The organism is Vitreoscilla massiliensis, assembly GCF_001457815.1.
GTDB lineage: Bacteria > Pseudomonadota > Gammaproteobacteria > Burkholderiales > Neisseriaceae > Vitreoscilla > Vitreoscilla massiliensis.
In genome coordinates, this window is sequence record NZ_LN898220.1 from 415,410 (window position 1) to 432,682 (window position 17,273).

General features: G+C 51.5%; 18 protein-coding genes. 12 read left to right on the forward strand and 6 right to left on the reverse strand.

Features of this window, described 5'->3' with window-relative positions; genetic code table 11:
- Positions 1–19: 19 nt before the first annotated feature.
- Positions 20–1,369, reverse strand: coding sequence for an MFS transporter (locus tag BN3003_RS10790; RefSeq protein WP_058356661.1), 1,350 nt, complete (start codon positions 1,367–1,369; stop codon positions 20–22).
- Between the two features lie 237 nt (positions 1,370–1,606).
- Positions 1,607–2,344 (reverse strand): SDR family NAD(P)-dependent oxidoreductase, encoded by a 738-nt coding sequence (locus tag BN3003_RS10795; RefSeq protein ID WP_058356662.1) that lies wholly within the window; start codon positions 2,342–2,344, stop codon positions 1,607–1,609.
- A gap of 279 nt (positions 2,345–2,623) precedes the next feature.
- Here BN3003_RS10795 and BN3003_RS10800 point away from each other — a divergent pair, with 279 nt between their 5' ends.
- Complete coding sequence (locus tag BN3003_RS10800) at positions 2,624–3,433, forward strand: IclR family transcriptional regulator domain-containing protein (RefSeq protein WP_058356663.1); 810 nt, start codon at positions 2,624–2,626, stop codon at positions 3,431–3,433.
- A 144-nt stretch (positions 3,434–3,577) separates the two neighbouring features.
- On the opposite strand, the gene BN3003_RS10805 is transcribed toward BN3003_RS10800, so the two are convergent.
- Positions 3,578–4,018 carry a type II 3-dehydroquinate dehydratase gene (locus BN3003_RS10805; protein WP_082625638.1) on the reverse strand — a complete coding sequence of 147 codons (441 nt, stop codon included), beginning with the start codon at positions 4,016–4,018 and terminating at the stop codon, positions 3,578–3,580.
- 9 nt (positions 4,019–4,027) lie between these two features.
- The gene (locus tag BN3003_RS10810) at positions 4,028–5,419 is read right to left on the reverse strand and encodes an OprD family porin (protein WP_159061434.1); all 1,392 of its coding nucleotides are present in this window, start codon (positions 5,417–5,419) and stop codon (positions 4,028–4,030) included.
- Between the two features lie 67 nt (positions 5,420–5,486).
- Between BN3003_RS10810 and BN3003_RS18855 the strand changes: the two genes are divergently transcribed.
- Positions 5,487–5,714, forward strand: coding sequence for a hypothetical protein (locus BN3003_RS18855; protein ID WP_147645414.1), 228 nt, complete (start codon positions 5,487–5,489; stop codon positions 5,712–5,714).
- A 2-nt stretch (positions 5,715–5,716) separates the two neighbouring features.
- Here BN3003_RS18855 and BN3003_RS10815 read toward each other — a convergent pair whose 3' ends face one another.
- On the reverse strand, positions 5,717–6,619 hold the full coding sequence (locus BN3003_RS10815) for a LysR family transcriptional regulator (RefSeq protein WP_234333052.1): 903 nt from the start codon (positions 6,617–6,619) through the stop codon (positions 5,717–5,719).
- Positions 6,620–6,778: 159 nt separating this feature from the next.
- On the opposite strand from BN3003_RS10815, the gene BN3003_RS10820 reads away from it, so the two are divergent.
- The 10 genes from BN3003_RS10820 (at position 6,779) to BN3003_RS10865 (ending at position 16,466) form a co-directional block, all read left to right on the forward strand.
- Positions 6,779–7,882, forward strand: coding sequence for a 4-oxalomesaconate tautomerase (locus tag BN3003_RS10820; RefSeq protein WP_058356666.1), 1,104 nt, complete (start codon positions 6,779–6,781; stop codon positions 7,880–7,882).
- 331 nt (positions 7,883–8,213) lie between these two features.
- On the forward strand, positions 8,214–9,245 hold the full coding sequence (locus tag BN3003_RS10825; RefSeq protein WP_058356667.1) for an amidohydrolase family protein: 1,032 nt from the start codon (positions 8,214–8,216) through the stop codon (positions 9,243–9,245).
- Between the two features lie 2 nt (positions 9,246–9,247).
- Positions 9,248–9,943 (forward strand): 4-carboxy-4-hydroxy-2-oxoadipate aldolase/oxaloacetate decarboxylase, encoded by a 696-nt coding sequence (gene ligK, locus BN3003_RS10830; protein ID WP_058356668.1) that lies wholly within the window; start codon positions 9,248–9,250, stop codon positions 9,941–9,943.
- 16 nt (positions 9,944–9,959) lie between these two features.
- Complete coding sequence (locus tag BN3003_RS10835) at positions 9,960–10,886, forward strand: amidohydrolase family protein (protein WP_058356669.1); 927 nt, start codon at positions 9,960–9,962, stop codon at positions 10,884–10,886.
- Positions 10,887–10,924: 38 nt separating this feature from the next.
- Positions 10,925–11,341 (forward strand): protocatechuate 4,5-dioxygenase subunit alpha, encoded by a 417-nt coding sequence (gene ligA / locus BN3003_RS10840; protein WP_058356670.1) that lies wholly within the window; start codon positions 10,925–10,927, stop codon positions 11,339–11,341.
- Entirely contained in the window at positions 11,334–12,179 is an 846-nt protein-coding gene (locus BN3003_RS10845; protein ID WP_058356671.1) for a class III extradiol dioxygenase subunit beta, read from the forward strand. Before ligA ends, BN3003_RS10845 begins: the two co-directional genes overlap by 8 nt.
- Positions 12,180–12,190: 11 nt before the next feature.
- Positions 12,191–13,147: a Gfo/Idh/MocA family oxidoreductase gene (locus BN3003_RS10850; protein WP_058356672.1), complete on the forward strand. Its 957-nt coding sequence runs from the start codon at positions 12,191–12,193 to the stop codon at positions 13,145–13,147.
- A gap of 79 nt (positions 13,148–13,226) precedes the next feature.
- Positions 13,227–14,216, forward strand: coding sequence for an aldo/keto reductase (locus tag BN3003_RS10855; protein WP_058356673.1), 990 nt, complete (start codon positions 13,227–13,229; stop codon positions 14,214–14,216).
- A 123-nt stretch (positions 14,217–14,339) separates the two neighbouring features.
- On the forward strand, positions 14,340–14,837 hold the full coding sequence (locus BN3003_RS10860) for a hypothetical protein (protein ID WP_058356674.1): 498 nt from the start codon (positions 14,340–14,342) through the stop codon (positions 14,835–14,837).
- A gap of 306 nt (positions 14,838–15,143) precedes the next feature.
- Entirely contained in the window at positions 15,144–16,466 is a 1,323-nt protein-coding gene (locus BN3003_RS10865) for an HAD family hydrolase (RefSeq protein WP_058356675.1), read from the forward strand.
- A 150-nt stretch (positions 16,467–16,616) separates the two neighbouring features.
- On the opposite strand, the gene BN3003_RS10870 is transcribed toward BN3003_RS10865, so the two are convergent.
- On the reverse strand, positions 16,617–17,024 hold the full coding sequence (locus tag BN3003_RS10870) for a Na+:solute symporter (RefSeq protein WP_187119859.1): 408 nt from the start codon (positions 17,022–17,024) through the stop codon (positions 16,617–16,619).
- Between the last annotated feature and the right edge of the window lie 249 nt (positions 17,025–17,273).

Here is a 17,273-nt window from a genome sequence, read left to right on the forward strand (position 1 = left end):
TTTCTCTCTCCTTGTGTGCTTACACGGTTTTGTTTTGTAATTGCGCTTGTTCTTGGGTTTTGCCATAGCGCAGGCCTTTGATAACGATGCACAAAGTCACCAACAAGGCAGGAATCATCAACATCAAGAAAATGCGGTCTATGTGCCAACCCAAATTGAGCAAATGGGCACCGACGAACGCGCTCAAGATGGCGCCGACGCGGCCAACACCGTGCATCCAGCTGTTGCCAGTGGCACGAGCCGAAACGGGGTAAAACACGCTAGACAAGGCATTCAGGCCGGTATTGCCGCCATTCAAAGTGGCTCCGATTAAGAAACACACCACACAGAACAAGGCGAAGCTGCCACTGGCCATCACAATCGCGGCCAAAGACGCGGCCACGCCGACAAAACACACAGCCAACACACGGTGGTTACCGAATTTGTCCATCAAATAGCCGACGGTGATGCAACCCAAAGGCCCACCCAATTGGAATACAGCGGCGATGATGGAAGATTCTGCGGTGGTAAAACCGGCTTCTTTGGTAATCAATGGCAACCAGCTGCCCAATAAATACACCGCGAACAGGCCGAAGAAATAACAGCCCCACAAGCACAAAGTACCGATTAAATAATGGCTGTTGAGCACGGTTTGCATCGGTTTGTCGGCTTTGGCAGGCGCGGCTGGCAACACGAATTGCACATCTTGTGGCAAAGGCTCGGTAGCGATTTTTTCAATGTAAGCGCGAATTTTGGCGGTAGGTTGTTGTTTCAAAATCATGAAACCAGTGGATTCAGGCAATTTAAAAGTCAACACCACTGCCAACAGGCAAGGAATGACACCCGCCACCACCAACATAGACTGCCAGCCAAATGCCGGGATCAACCATGAAGCCAAGAAGCCCCCCATGGCTGCGCCCAAAGAAAAGCCGCAAATCACCACGGTGATTAAGAAAGAAGTGATGCGTTTGGGTGAGTATTCGGTCGCTAAGGTCACGCATTGCGGCATCACCCCGCCCATAAACAGGCCGGCAATAAAGCGCAACACCACCAAATGCGATACCGAATCGGCCATCGCACCGGCAAGCGTGAACAAACCAAAACCCCACACACAAATGAGTAGAATTTTTTTACGGCCAAATTTATCAGCCAACGGGCCTGCCACCATTGCGCCTATGGTCAAGCCAAACAAGGCGGCGCTGATGACCGGTGCCAAATCCGAATTGCCTATGCCCCATTGTTCTTTCAAGGAAGGCGCGATAAAACCCATCACCGCCACGTCCAAGCCATCGACGATGACCACCAACAGACACAGCGCAATAATCCATTTCTGGAAACCAGACAACGGTTGTTCGTCAATGAACTCCCGCACATTCAATTGCGTCGCCATAAACTTCTCCTAAGTATAGATTGTTTGATTTTGTTAGTTTTTTAGTGCTTCTCTTCAGCCTCATTGCGAGGTGAATGCAGCATAAAGTCGCATTCCCAAACTGCCTAGCTAGCGAGGCGGTGATTTGTCCGACTATCGGAATGCTTGTCCGCCAGCCGTCCACAAACGAAAAAAAGCCACTGCATCGCTGCAATGGCTGTCAAACCTGTCATTCACGACAGAAGAGATTTAAGAGATTTAGACGATGGTGAAGCCACCATCGATAGGCACCAAGGCGCCATTCATAAAGCGCGCTTCATCTGAGGCCAAGAATACTGCCAAATCCACCACTTCACCCACTTCGCCGAAGCGGTCTAATGGGATTTTGTCGGTAGGACGGGTCTTGAGCATTTCTGCGGTCATGGCGGTGCGGATGGTACCTGGGCAAATAGCATTGATTTTGATGCCGTCTTTGCCGTAGACCGCGGCCAAATGTTTGGTATAACCGGCCACTGCGTGTTTGGACGCGGTGTAAGCGGCGCCGCCCATGTTCGCTACCAAGCCGGCAATCGAACAAATATTGATGATGGCGCCGCCTTGCTGCGCTTGCATGTGTGGCAACACCAAATTAGACAGTTGGAACATGGCTTTCACATTGATGGCAAAAATTTTGTCCCACAACTCTTCGCTGGTGTCCAAGCTGTTGGTGTAGTAATCGAAAATACCGGCGTTGTTCACCAACACATCAATGCGACCGTAAGTTGCCAAAGTCACATCAACCAAGTTTTGCAAATCAGCCAGTTGGGTCACATCGACTGCCAGCGCAATCGCCTCGCCGCCAGCGGCAACAATGGCATCGCGCGTTGCTTCGGCTGTGGCCAAATTCACATCAGCCACCACCACTTGTGCGCCTTCTTTGGCAAATCCTATGGCCTCAGCCTGACCCATGCCCGAACCTGCGCCGGTGACTATCGCTGTTTTTTGATTCAATCGCATGTTGCTCTCTTCCTCATTTGATGGGGTGTTATATGTTTTGTCGATAACAGTTATAACCGTTTGTTCCTTTTAATGCGGCCTGTAAACCCTCAAGCTGCACGCAAATACCGTGCATCAGCATCTAATCAGATGCCTACGATACTAAGCAAAACAGCGCCATAAACCAACCGCGTGTATCATGGTCTGTCCGATAATCGCACTAAGATTGCTGACATCGCGCAACAGCCATAAAAAACCCCATAAAAACAATAAAACCGCCGTCTACTGTGGAGAAGAGAGATGAGAAACACCGAGATACTGCATGAGCACACGCAGGAAATCATTCGCTATGATGATTTCATTGCCGGCTTGGCCAAAGGCTTGCAGGTATTGGAATGTTTTGGTTACGACAGACAACGCCTGAACGTCACCCAAACCGCCGAACGCACTGGCTTAACCCGCACCGCCGCCCGCCGCCATTTGAAAACCCTGAAATACTTGGGCTATTTGGACAGCGATGGCACGTTTTACTGGCTCACGCACAAGGTCTTGAAATTCTCAGGCGCGTATTTGAGCTCAGCCCACCTGCCCAAAATCGCCCAGCCTTTATTGCACTCGCTGTCGTCACAAACCGGCATGTGCCATTCGGTGGTGATTTTGGACAACCACGAAGTCATCACCGTTGCCTGCAGTTATCTCGCCAGCGCCGAAAAAAACCGCGTCTTGCCTTACGGCATACACAATGGCAACCGCATCGCCGCCCATACCGCGTCCAATGGCAAAGTCATCTTGGCCTATATGCAAGACCAAGAATTGGACACTTGGCTCACGCATTACCCACTGACGCGCAGCACCAAATACACCGTCACCAATGCCGACACCTTCAAGCAGCAATTGCACGACATTCGTGACCAAGGCTGGTGTTTGGCGGCGGAAGAACATGAGGTCAGCTTTATCGGTTTTGCCGTGCCGATTTTCAATGGCGCTGGTCGTGTGGTGGCGGGTTTGAACACGGTCGCACGCAGCGAACAATACACCCCTGAGCAGGTGATTAACCGCTGCTTGGTGCCGATGCAAGAATTGGCCAAACAATTGCGCATGCTGTTATAAGCGGCCTGTAAAACCGTTGCCTGTTGCACCCATACGTTGGGCAACAGCAACGAGGGGTGGTCGACACAGATGGTGCCAACATCACTGCCCACCACTCATCAAAAAAACCCGTCATCAGCGACGTGTTTTAAGATTCAATCATGCTTATTGGGCGTTTAACATACGCTGCAGCGCTTGCAGCGCCAATTCATAACCGTGCGCACCAAAACCACAAATCACACCACGCGCTTTTTTCGACAAAATCGAATGCTGATGCTCGGCATCGCGCGCATGGATATTGCTCAAATGCACTTCGATGTACGGCGTTTCCAAAGTCGACAAGGCATCTAACAGCGGTATCGAATAGAAACTGCAACCGGCCGGATTCATAATCACAGCCGCACCAGCGGCGCGCGCTTCGTGTACCCACTCCACCAATGCGCCCTCGTAATTGCTTTGCAAGAAACGCAATTGCCAACCAAATTGCTGCGCTAAGTTTTGGCACAAGGCTTCGATGTCGGCCAAGGTGGCACGGCCATAAATTTCAGGCTCGCGCACACCGAGCAAATTCAAATTCGGGCCATTCAATACATACACGGTTTGCATGATGTTTCCTTATAAAGACCACGGATATTCGGCGATGATGCGCACTTCATCCATATTGTTGTAGCGGTAACCTGTGGAAGCGCGCAGCGTGGCTTGGCGCAAGCGTAAAGACAGGCCTTTGGCCGCGCCGCTTTGGAACACATATTTCAATTCAAAATCGCGTTCCCAATGGCTGTCGCCATCGCGGTAGGTGTAGCCTTTTAAGGCGTTTTGATACACTTGGTTGTTGCTGCCGCTGTTGTCCATGTCAAAGCCTTTGATATAGCGGCCTGTAAAACTCAAACCGGGCACACCCAAGGTTTTGAAATCCAAGTCGTAGCGCAATTGCCATGATTTTTCATTCGCTTCGGCAAACGGCGACACATTGCCGATGTTGGCAAAATTGACGTTGCCGCCTATGGTGCGAAAACCGATGTAGTCCAGCGGTTCATCGCCAAACACTTGCTGGTAGCCAGCGCTGATTGAATGGGTGGCATTGCCATAAGTGAGGTTGGTGCCGAGCAATTTGCTGTCTATGCTGCCGGCCATGGATTTGCCGGTATCGCGGTTCCAGTAGCCGACACCGTTAAGCTTCACAAAGGTATTGTTGTCAAAACGCCAAGTATGGTTGCCTTGCACATAGTATTGGTTCCACACGTCTTTCAAATGGCCAACATACACACTCGCTTGCGTGTCGGGCGACCATTTATACGTACCGCCGACATAACCGGCGCGCTTGGCTTGGATGGCCAAACCGTAATCGGTATTGAATCTGTCATCGTGGTTGGTGCCATCGATGGCATTGGTGTGGGTAAACCATGCGGCCTGTAAATTCAAATTATTGATGTCGTTGCTTTCCAACGACACGCCGCTCACCGTCGCTGGCAATAAGCGTGCATTGTGTACCGACAACACTGGCACATTCGGCATTTGCGTGCCGTATTTCAGCACTGTCTTGCCGACTTTGGCTTTGACCGCGCCGCTGACTTCGCCCCATGAGTGCGCCGGTTCACCGTCTTTGCCCACTGGAATCAAACCCGTACCGGTGCGTGCGCCCGAGCTGTCCAAACGCACACCAATCAAGGCTTGCGCATCGACACCAAAACCGACCACGCCGGGGGTGTAACCCGATTGCACATCGACGACAATGCCGTGTGCCCATTCGCTGCGGTAGCCATTGCGCTCGCTCGCTGGTTTGAATTGGTTGGTGCCGGATGGATTGGCACCGCTATGACGGAAATCACGGTTGAAATAATAATTGCGGTTCAACACCGATACTTTGGCATCGTCAAAAAAAGGCGATTCCCACACGCTGCCGCTGTTGGCGGTGTCTTGCGGAGGGGAGGTTTCATTGGCCAAACCATATTGTGGTAAGGCGCACAAAGCGGCCAAAGGCAGGCCATACATCAGAGGGAGTTTCAACGTTTTCTTCCTTGTATCCATTGCCCAGCGGTGGATCGCACACGCGCAGATGCACGTCGGGCTTATTGTGTTCATCAAAACCTGCCAGCGGCGACAACGGCATCTGCGTGCGGCCGCCTTAGCAAAGTTTTTGGAATGTAACGTTGAATGCGCCCGTGAGGCAGGGCAGATGGACAAGACTTGTCCGATGATTGCAACGGCGTTGCTCGCATCGGCCAAGAAAACATCAAAACATGAAATTGTCAGCGATTGGGCCTTTACAGGCCGCTTCAATGGCCAAAGTAGCGGCCTGTAAACTCAGAAATACTGCTGACACACCTCTTCCACCAATTGCAACATCTCTTTTTGCAAACGGGTGGTGGCACGTTTGGCCGAATAGCCAACGTACAAACGGTTAACCAAAGCGGGATTGGCGATGCGTATCGCTTCCATATTGTCGCCGTCTTTCACCAGGCCCAAACAATACTTAGACAATACCGCACAGCCCACGCCCTCATTCACCAATTTCACGATGGTGCCGACGCTGTTGATTTCCCAATCGATTTGCGGCTTGAGGCCGATTTCGGCCATTTGCGCTTGTACCAACACCCGAAATGGATTGGGCAAAGTCGGCATAATCAACGGAATCGCCGCCAATTCTTTCAAATCCATGCTTTTCGGTTGGTGCGGGAAATAGCCTTTTTTGGCAATCAAATACAGCTCTTCTTCGATGATGAGTTTGGTGTCGATGTTGGGCGAGAAGGTCGGGTTGTTGAGCAAGCCGATGTCCATGCGCCCCAAGCCCAAGTTTTCTTCGATGTGAACGGTCAAGCCTTCTTCTATGGTCAGGTGAGCCAAAGGCAGGCGCTTTTTGAACGCGCGCACCAAGTCTATGGCAATGAGTTTGGCCACGGTCGGCGGCAAACCGATGGTGATGTGGCCGGCGAGTTTGCCATCGGACAAACTCAAGTCTTCATACGCCTCGTCGATTTGGTCCATGATGATGTTGACGTGTTTGAGCAAGGTGCGGCCTGAATCGGTGAGCACCACACCACGACCGTGGCGTATCAACAGATTTTGACGCAGCTCAATTTCCAATTGGCGTATTTGGCGACTGAGCACAGGTTGCGCCACGTCTATCACCTCTGCCGCACGCGTGTAGCTGCCCAATTCGGCCACATGCATGAAATACTTGAGCTGTTTCAATTCCACCGTACTCACCGCTTTCTATAACAAAATTACATAACAAATAGACTGCTGCCATGCTGTTTCCACAACATTTGCCGCCGCATAATACCACCGACAATGCGGGAAGCTGCACTCTAAACATGCACATTGCCCGTTTGATTATAGATGATAAACCACTGAAGCGAGACGAAAATGGCGAAGCAAACGGCAATCCCGTGCATGCTCATGCGCGGCGGCACTTCCAAAGGACCTTTCTTTTATGCCAAGGAATTACCCACTGACATCGCCGCGCGCGATGCGGTCTTGCTCGCGGCCGTAGGCTCGCCAGACAAGCGCCAAATCGATGGCTTGGGCGGCGCCCACTCGCTTACCAGCAAAGTCGGCATCGTCGATGTGCACGCGGGCGCTGAAGCCGATTTGAGTTTCTTGTTTGCGCAATTACAGCCAGAAAAAGACACGGTAGACACCACCCCCAATTGCGGCAATATGCTGGCGGCCGTGGTGCCGTTTGCCTTGGAAAAAGGCTTGATTGCGGCGCAAGGCGACACCACCACCGTCAAAGTCTTGACCCTCAACACCGGCATGGTGGCCGAAATCACCGTGCAAACCCCGCATGGCGAGATTGAATACGAAGGCGAGACACGCATAGACGGTGCGCCCGGTTTCAGCGCGCCGATTAAAATCAATTTCTTGGACACCGCCGGTTCGGTAGCAGGTTCACTCTTGCCCACAGGCCATGTGCTTGATGTGTTCAACATAGACGGCATCGGTGACTTACAAGCCACTTGCATCGACAATGGCATGCCCATGGTATTGGTACGCGCTGCCGATGTCGGCCGCACCGCCTATGAAAGCGTCGCCGATTTGAACCAAGACGCCGATTTGAAAGCCAAAATCGAACAATTGCGTTTACAGGCCGCTTTGAAAATGGGTTTGGGCGATGTCAGCAATAAAAACTTTCCGAAAATGTGTTTGCTGAACAGTCCTGTTAACGGCGGCGCCATCCACACCCGTTGCTACATCCCGCACGTGTGCCACGATGCCATCGGCGTGCTCGCCGCGGTAACGGTAGCGACGGCGTGCGTGTTGCCCGGCAGTGTGGCCGATGGTTTGGCAGTGGCAGGCCAAGTTGATGGCAACAGCAGCTTGATGTCGATAGAACACCCCAGCGGCGAATTCAGCGTGGAACTCACCACCGATGCGGCCGATGCCACCAATGTGCTCAGCGCGGCGCTGCTTCGCACTGCCCGCCTCATCATGCGCGGCGAGGTGATGGTGCCGTCGTCATTGGGTTAATCCGCAGCATCCTAATGTGATTCAAAATACTGTCTTCATCGAGACAGCCTTGTATAAGCGGCCTGTAAGCCTTACAGGCCGCTTGTGCCTGATTTGACATCGCTATCTATGTCAAGCATGCATAACTAATAGAAACAAGTGCATCTTTTTTAAATGGCTCGCTTGCGGCAATATCAAATGGCAGTGAGTGGCAACAGGTCAGGTAATACCAAAAACAACAACTGGCTGTTAAGACAGCTTAACGCCTACGCCCTAGCTCACAAAATTCTATTTATTCAGTAACAGCTTAGGTGCTGCGTGCTGATCACTCTTTCAAAAAGGTGAAGAGAACATGAGTTTAATCATTGATTGTCACGGTCACTACACGACCGCTCCCAAGGCTTTGGCCGACTGGCGCGAGAAACAAATCGCGACCTTAAACAACCCCAGCCAAGCGCCCAAAGTGGCCGATTTGAAAATCAGCGACGACGAAATTCGCGAGACTTTAGAAGCCAACCAATTGAAGTTCATGAACGAACGCGGTTCGGATTTGACCATCTTCTCGCCTCGCGCCAGCTTCATGGCCCACCACATTGGCGACTACCAAGTGTCGGCCACATGGGCGGCGATTTGCAATGAATTGTGCTACCGCGTGGCGCAGTTATACCCAGACCGTTTTGTGCCTGCGGCGATGTTGCCACAGTCTCCGGGCGTACCGATTGAAACCTGTGTGGCGGAACTTGAGCGCTGTGTGAATGAATATGGCAATGTCGGCCTGAATTTGAATCCAGACCCATCCGGTGGCCATTGGACTTCACCACCGTTGACCGACAAATACTGGTACCCGATTTACGAAAAAATGGTCGAGTACGACATCCCAGCGATGGTGCACGTGTCTACCAGTTGCAACCCAGCCTTCCACACCACTGGTGCACATTACTTGGCAGCCGATACAACTGCCTTCATGCAATGCTTGAGCGGTGATTTGTTCAAAGACTTCCCGACTTTGCGCTTCTTGATTCCACACGGTGGTGGCGCGGTGCCTTACCACTGGGGTCGTTTCCGCGGCTTGGCGATGATTTTGAAAAAACCTGAGCTCGAAGAACATTTGCTGAACAATATTTTCTTCGATACCTGCGTTTACCACCAACCGGGCATCGATTTGCTACTCGATGTGGTACCGAATAAAAACATCTTGTTTGCCTCAGAAATGATCGGTGCGGTGCGCGACATCGACCCACGCACAGGTTTTTACTTCGATGACACCAAGCAATACATTGAAGCGGCCAAAATCTCTGCCGAAGACAAACACAATATTTACGAAGCCAATACCCGCCGTGTGTTCCCACGTTTGGACGCACAATTAAAAGCCAAAGGATTGTAAACATGGACGTTACTTTGAACCAATTGGGCGTGGTAAAACGCAATATCGAACGCGCTGACGCGGCTGCCGTTGAAAAATTATCGCGCTTTGGCGTGGCCACCATCCACGAAGCCATGGGCCGCGTCGGCTTGATGAAGCCGTATATGCGCCCAGTGTACTCAGGCGCAAAAATTTGCGGCACGGCCGTGACCATTTTGTTGCAACCCGGTGATAACTGGATGATGCACGTGGCGGCCGAGCAATTACAGGCCGGTGATGTCGCGGTAGCGGCCTGTACCACCGACAATGCCGACGGTTTCTTCGGCGATTTGCTTGCGACTTCATTCAAAGCCCGTGGTGCCAAAGGCCTCATCATCGATGGCGGCGTGCGCGATGTAGAAGAATTGCAAGGCATGGGTTTTCCGGTGTTTTCCAAAGCCATCCATGCCAAAGGCACCATCAAAGCCACTTTGGGCTCGGTCAACATCCCAGTGATTTGTGCCGGCCAATTGGTCAACCCCGGTGATGTGGTGATTGCCGACGTTGATGGCGTGGTGGTGGTGCCGCGTGAACGCGCACAAGAAGTCGCTGATGCGGCAGAAAAGCGTGAATCGTTTGAGGGCGAAAAACGCGCCCGTTTTGAAGCAGGTGAGTTGGGTCTCGACATGTACAAAATGCGCGAACCTTTGGAAAAAGCCGGCCTGAAATACATAGACTAAGACACAGGACATCATCATGAGCAGCACAGTTTTTGAAAAAACCGCCGGTTGGTTAGACTGGTATCAAGGCCCAAGCAAACCCTCATTGGCATTGCCAGCAGGCGCAGTCGATGCGCATTGCCATGTGTTTGGCCCAGGCGACCAATTCCCTTACGCACCTGAGCGCAAATACACGCCTTGCGATGCTTCTAAAGAACAATTGTTTGCCTTACGCGACCATTTGGGTTTTGCCCGCAATGTCATCGTACAAGCCACTTGCCACGGCAAAGACAACCGCGCCTTGGTCGATGCCTTGTTGTCATCAGACGGCAAAGCGCGTGGCGTGGCCACCGTCGGTGTGGACATTTCTACTGAAGAAATTCAAGCCTTACACGACGCCGGTGTGCGTGGTGTGCGCTTTAATTTTGTCAAACGCTTGGTCGATTTCATGCCCAAAGCCGATTTGGAAGCAATCGCTGCTAAAATTGCCCCGTTTGGCTGGCACATTGTGATTTATTTTGAAGCGCCTGATTTGCCAGAATTGTGGGATTTCTTCACCAACTTGCCGACCACGGTGGTGGTAGACCACATGGGCAGACCCGATGTGAGCAAGCCCGTAGATGGCGAAGAATTCAATCTGTTTGTGAAACTGATGGCAGAACATCCTAATATTTGGTCCAAACTGTCTTGCCCAGAGCGTTTGAGCAAAACCGGCCTGAAAGCCTTGGACGGTGAAAAAAATGCCTACCAAGACGTGGCACCGTTTGCACGTCGCTTGATGCAGTTGTTCCCTGAGCGTGTGTTGTGGGGCACAGACTGGCCACATCCTAACTTAAAAGACCACATGCCCGACGATGGCTTGTTGGTGGAATACATCGCACACATCGCCCCAACCGCAGCTGAGCGCCAACAATTGTTGGTAGACAATCCAATGCGATTGTACTGGCCTGAAGAAGTCGCTTAATTCAGCTCCTTGACAGATGATGTAGAAGAGAGAAACCCATGGCAATAGAAAAACCCTATACCGACATACCCGGCACCATCGTGTTTGATTCCGATCAATCGCGCAAAGGCTACCATTTAAACCAATTTTGCATGTCGCTGATGTCGGCCGATAACCGTGCCCGCTTCAAAGCCGACGAACGTGCATATTTGGACGAATGGGCAATGAGCGAAGAGCAGAAGCAAGCAGTGATGGCACGCGATTTGAACCGCTGCATGGCTTTGGGCGGTAATATTTATTTCTTGGCCAAAATCGGTGCCACCGATGGCCATTCTTTCCAACAAATGGCAGGCTCGATGACGGGCATGAGCGAAGAAGCTTACCGCGACATGATGCTCGCCGGCGGTCGCAAGATAGACGGCAACCGCTATGTTTCAGAATGGGAAGAATCAGCAAAGGACAAGAATCATGGCTAAAATCACCGCCAGCGTTTACACCTCACACGTACCGGCCATAGGCGCGGCTTGGGACTTGGGCAAAAAAGACGAGCCGTATTGGAAAAAAGTGTTTGATGGCTATGAGTTTTCCAAACAATGGCACAAGGACAACAAACCAGACGTGGTGTTTTTGGTGTACAACGACCACGCCAACAACTTCAGTTTGGAATTGATTCCGACTTTTGCTTTGGGCACCGCCGCCCATTTCGAGACTTGCGATGAGGGCTGGGGTCCACGTCCCGTACCCGACGTCGAAGGTGCACCCGATTTGGCGGCGCACATTGCCCACTCTGTCATCACCCAAGACTTTGATTTGACCTTGTGCAATAAGATGAAGCTGGACCACGGCCTGACCGTACCGCTGACGCTGATGTTCGGCGACGTGGAACAATGGCCGGTGAAAGTGATTCCCTTGCATGTGAATGTGGTGCAATACCCGATTCCGTCTGGTCGCCGTTGTTATGAATTGGGCAAAGCCATCCGCCGCGCCGTAGAGTCTTACGACGAAGACCTGAATGTGCACATTTGGGGCACAGGCGGCATGAGCCACCAATTGCAAGGCCAACGCGCCGGCTTAATCAATCCAGAATGGGACAACCAATTCTTAGATGACTTGATTAACGCTCCTGCCGAATTGGCCGAGAAAAACTACGTCGAATACCTGCGTGAAGCCGGCTCAGAAGGCGTGGAATTGGTAATGTGGTTGATTGCCCGTGGCGCGATGGACGAAGATGCGACCCCGAAAGTGACGCACCGCTTCTACCACGTACCCGCCTCCAATACCGCCGTTGGCCATTTGATTTTAGAAAATCAGTAAAAGGACACACCATGACACAAACCGTACGCATCGCCTTAGTCGGCACCGGTGCTTTTGGCATCAAACACTTGGATGGCTTGAAAAACATCGCTAACGCCGAAGTGACTTACATCGTCGGCTCTAGCCGTGACAAAGCCCAAGTCATTGCCGACCAATACGGCGTGGCCAACGCCACCGGCAGCTTGGACGAAGCCTTGGCTTCCGACCAAGTGGACGCGGTGATTTTGTGCACGCCCACGCAAATGCACGCCTCACAAACCTTGGCGTGCTTGAAAGCCGGCAAACACGTGCAAGTGGAAATCCCTTTGGCCGATGCCTTGGGCGATGCCGAAGCAGTATTGGCCGCACAACAAGCCAGCGGCTTGGTGGCAATGGTCGGTCACACCCGCCGTTTCAACCCGTCGCACCAATACTTGCACAATAAAATCGTGGCCGGTGAATTGAACATCCAACAAATGGATGTGCAAACCTACTTCTTCCGCCGCAAAAACATCAATGCCAAAGGTGAGCCACGCTCTTGGACCGACCACTTGTTGTGGCACCATGCCGCGCACACCGTCGATTTGTTCCGCTACCAAGCGGGCGCACCCATCGTCAAAGCCAATGCGGTACAAGGCCCCATCCATCCAGAATTGGGCATCGCTTTGGACATGTCGATACAGTTACAGGCCGCTAACGGTGCGATTTGTACCTTGTCTTTGTCGTTCAACAACGATGGTCCTTTGGGCACCTTCTTCCGCTATATTTGCGACAACGGCACTTACATTGCCCGTTACGACGACTTGGTCACTGGCAAAGAAGAGCCTGTGGATTTGACTGGTGTGGCCGTGTCTGACAATGGCATTGAATTGCAAGACCGCGAATTTGTCGCCGCCATCATCGAAGGCCGCGAACCGAATTCTTCGGTACAATCAGTGATTGAATGCTACCGCACCTTACAAGCCTTAGAAGACCAATTAAACGCTTAACAGCCCATGAAACCAAACACCCATTAAGCGGCCTGTAAAGCTTAATGGGTGTTTTCGTTTGTTCCAGAAAGGATGTTCCATGTTTGCTGCACGAACACTCGCCAACACAGCCATCAATCCCATCGGTTTGGGCTGCATGAACCTCAGCCATGCTTATGGCACGCCGCCATCGACGCAAGACGCACAAACCCTGCTCTTTAAAGCCTTAGACTTGGGCTATAACCACTTAGACACCGCCACTTTATACGGTTTTGGTACTAACGAAATCCTTATTGGCAACACCTTAAACGGCCAACGACAGCAGTTTTTCCTCGCCAGCAAATGCGGCATGGGCGGCGTCGATGGCAAACGCGTCATCGACGGTCATCCCAACACCTTGCGCCGCCAAATTGATGAATCGTTAAAACGCTTGCAAACCGATGTCATCGACTTGTATTACCTGCACCGCTTCGACAAAAACATCCCGATAGAAGAAAGCGTCGGCGAGATGAGCCGCATGGTCGAAGCCGGCAAAGTGCGCTATTTGGGTTTGTCGGAAATCTCCGCCGCCACCCTTAAAAAAGCCCACGCCACCCACCCCATCGCCGCCGTGCAAAACGAATACTCGCTGTGGACGCGCAATCCCGAATTGGGCACGATAGCGGCCTGTAAAGACATAGGCGCAACCTTGGTCGCCTTCAGCCCTGTTGCACGTGGTTTCTTGGGCAATACGGTACACGACACCGCCAGCCTGCCCGAAAAAGACATTCGCCTTGGCATGCCACGTTTTCAAGGCGAACATTTCCAACACAACTTGGGCTTGTTACAGCAGTTTGTCGCCTTGGCCGACCAAGCTGGCTGCACACCGGCACAACTGGCTTTGTACTGGGTACTCGCTCAAGCCGAGCACATCGTCGCCATCCCCGGCACAACTAAGCTGCAACACTTGAGCGACAACATCGCCGTGTCTGAACTCAATATTGCCACCGATATCTTGACCCAAGCCGGCGAACTGATTAACCAACACAGCGTCTCCGGCCCACGTTACCCCGCCGCAACGCAATTGGAAATCGACACCGAAGAGTTTTAAGCGCTGAATACACCGAATCTTTTCACTATAACAACAAGCGGCCTGTAAACGTTTACAGGCCGCTTGTTTGTCTGCGACACTGCATACATCACTCTAATTTGATATTCAACCTAAGGAATGGCCATGAGAAAAGGGCTTTATTTATTGCTGTGTGTTGCAAGCCTCGCCCATGCAGAATTCGGAACAGAAAATCTGTTTGGCAAAGCCAAAGCAGGGTATATCTCGGCACAGTTTGAGACCGAAAATCAGCAGACTAACCTACCAACTGAACCGCCCATCACCCCGCCCAATTCTCGTACCTACACCGAATTATCCCCGCATTTGCACAATCACTTCAGCAGCAACAATGAGCTGCTCGAATGGTATTTCCCACCGTCTGGAGAAAAATGCCAAATTGGCATTTTGGAAAACCGCTATGGGGCCAAATTGGTCTTGATAGGCATGTCTGGCAACATCCCACCCCGTATTTTTGACTACGGCGATTACCTTGCTTACCGCAACCAGCAAGGCATCTATGCCGATGATTTCGCCCAGTTACGTCAATCTGTGCACGCTGCCAACCGTTTGCAATCAGATTGTTCTCGCTTAAAAAATTGGATTATTGAACACAAAATCAAATGATTAAAGCGGCCTGTCAACATTTACAGGTCGCTTGTTGGTTATACCCCACACCTGCACACCGTCTGTTTGGCTCACACAATACAGATTCGCTGCTAGTCGGCTTGTTTTGTAATTTTTATTACAAAATTGTCTTGAAACTGAAATATTTAACGTTTATTCTATCGAAACAGCACAGCAGCTCTAATCTGCCAAGCCGCTTCTGTCCAGCGTGTGCAGTCATCGCGGCCACTATTGCAAAGTTTACTGTGTCTGTTGCGGCAAACCACAACAAAAAATCACTTACTCATGATATGAAAGGCACTACCAATGACACACTCAACTTGGTTTTCGAATTCAACGCGTTTGTTGGTTTTGGCGGTGATGGGCAGTTTGGCGGTCGCCGGTTGCCAATCCAGCGGCACGCCCGCTCCAGTCAGCAATGGCATACACAGCAAGCAGCAAGTATTGGCACGTGGGCAATGGGATGCGTTTAACCATGCGCAATTGAACCAAATGATAGTGCAATACGGCAAACTCAGCTCCACTTACCGCGCCGATAAAAAACCGTATGTGGTGTTCGATTTTGACAATACCTCGGTGTTTCTCGACATCGAAGAAGCGACCTTGATTTACCAATTGGAGCAATTGCAATTCAAGGTGACGCCGCAGCAATTGGACAAAATCATCCGCACCGACATCAGCGACAAGAATTTCAGCGCCGATTACAACAACCAAGCCGGCCAAGCGGTGAACATCAATACCGTCGCACCCGACATCATCGCCAGTTACACGTGGTTATACCAACATTACAGTGGCTTAAAAGGCACGCAAAGCTTGGCCGAAGTGCAAAAAAGCCCACATTACCTCAATTTCATCACCAAAATGCGCTATTTGTACGCCGCCATCGGCCACACCTTCGACCATTCGGTTTCCTATCCATGGGTGACGTATTTGTTTGCCGGCTTCACCGAACAAGAGGTGCGCACGCTGACCCGCGATGCCTTCCGTTGGCAGCAAAGCCAAAAAATTGGCCCCGTGAAATGGACCTCGCCCGCAGAGTTGTCTGGCAAAGCCGGTGTGGTGTCGGTGAAATGGGAGAATGGCCTGCGCCCGCATGCCGAAATGCAAACCCTGTACCGCACCTTGCTCGACAATGGTTTTGATGTGTATGTGTGCTCGGCTTCCTTCATCGATGTGATTAAGGAAATGGTCAGCAATCCGGAAATGGGCTTTAATATTTCCGACCAAAACGTGTATGCGATGCAATTGGAACGCGATAATGCTGGTCGCATCATCCCTAAATTCCGCGCTGGCTATTACCAAACCCAAGGCAAGGGCAAAACCCAAACCATCGAAAAATTCTTGGTCAGCAAATACGGTTATGGCCCCATCTTCATTGCGGGCGACAGCGAAGGCGACCAAAACATGATGCAAGACTTTGCCGATACCCAAAAAGTGGTCATTGTGAACCGCTTGCGCAAACCAAGTACCGACATCGGCAAATTCTCGAAAATCGCCTTAGACAGCCATGGCAAGGCCGATGCCAAATTCCTGTTGCAAGGCCGTGATGCCAATACCGGCAAATTTGTGCCGTCGACCAAAACCATTACTTTTGGCGCGACTGAAGGCAAAAACCTCAAAGGCGAATAAGGGTTCACACCAACAAGCGGCCTGTAAACGTTTACAGGCCGCTTTATCATTATTGACTTGATTCATCTTATAGACTTAATGATTGGACAACACAGGTTGTTTCTTCATATCGAGCCTGATGCATGACAGGCCGCTTATGGCATAGCTTGATTACAATTCCCGCTCTTTGCGTTTCAACACCTTGATTTGAAACACCCACATCACCGCCGCCCACAACAACACGCCGAGCAAACACGACAGTGAGCCATACAGCAACACGCTCACATACACCATGGAAGCGCCGCCGCCATCACTTTGCAGCCGCACACAATCCACGTAATACGCATAGCCCAACCACGGCACAAAGCCGATATAGCCACCCAGCGCACACAAAGGGTTGCGCGTCATCATCGCAATCAGCGACGGGATTAACGGCACCAACACAAACACGCCCAGCGTCAGCAAAAAATTCATCACATCGTGTTGGTAACATTGAAAACTGCTGAACGCTTGCAACGCCACCACCGTGCACAAACCGCAAAAACTGATCCACCATGTTTTGGCATAGGAAAGTACCATGATGTGTTTCCTTGATGTGAGGCCCAATCAAACAATAGCGCAGAATACCGCCGCCATGCGGCCTGTAAGCGTGCGACACCGGACATTTGACCGACACAGTCTGCATATGTTCTGACAACACCCTCTGCTGACATTGGAGCCCCATTTATTTATGTCTACACCGCAAGCCGCCTCTCATTCTGGTGCCACTGTGGTGGTGGCCACTCCCGCACAGCGTTGACATTGCTACAATAAAAAACCGCCGCTTGT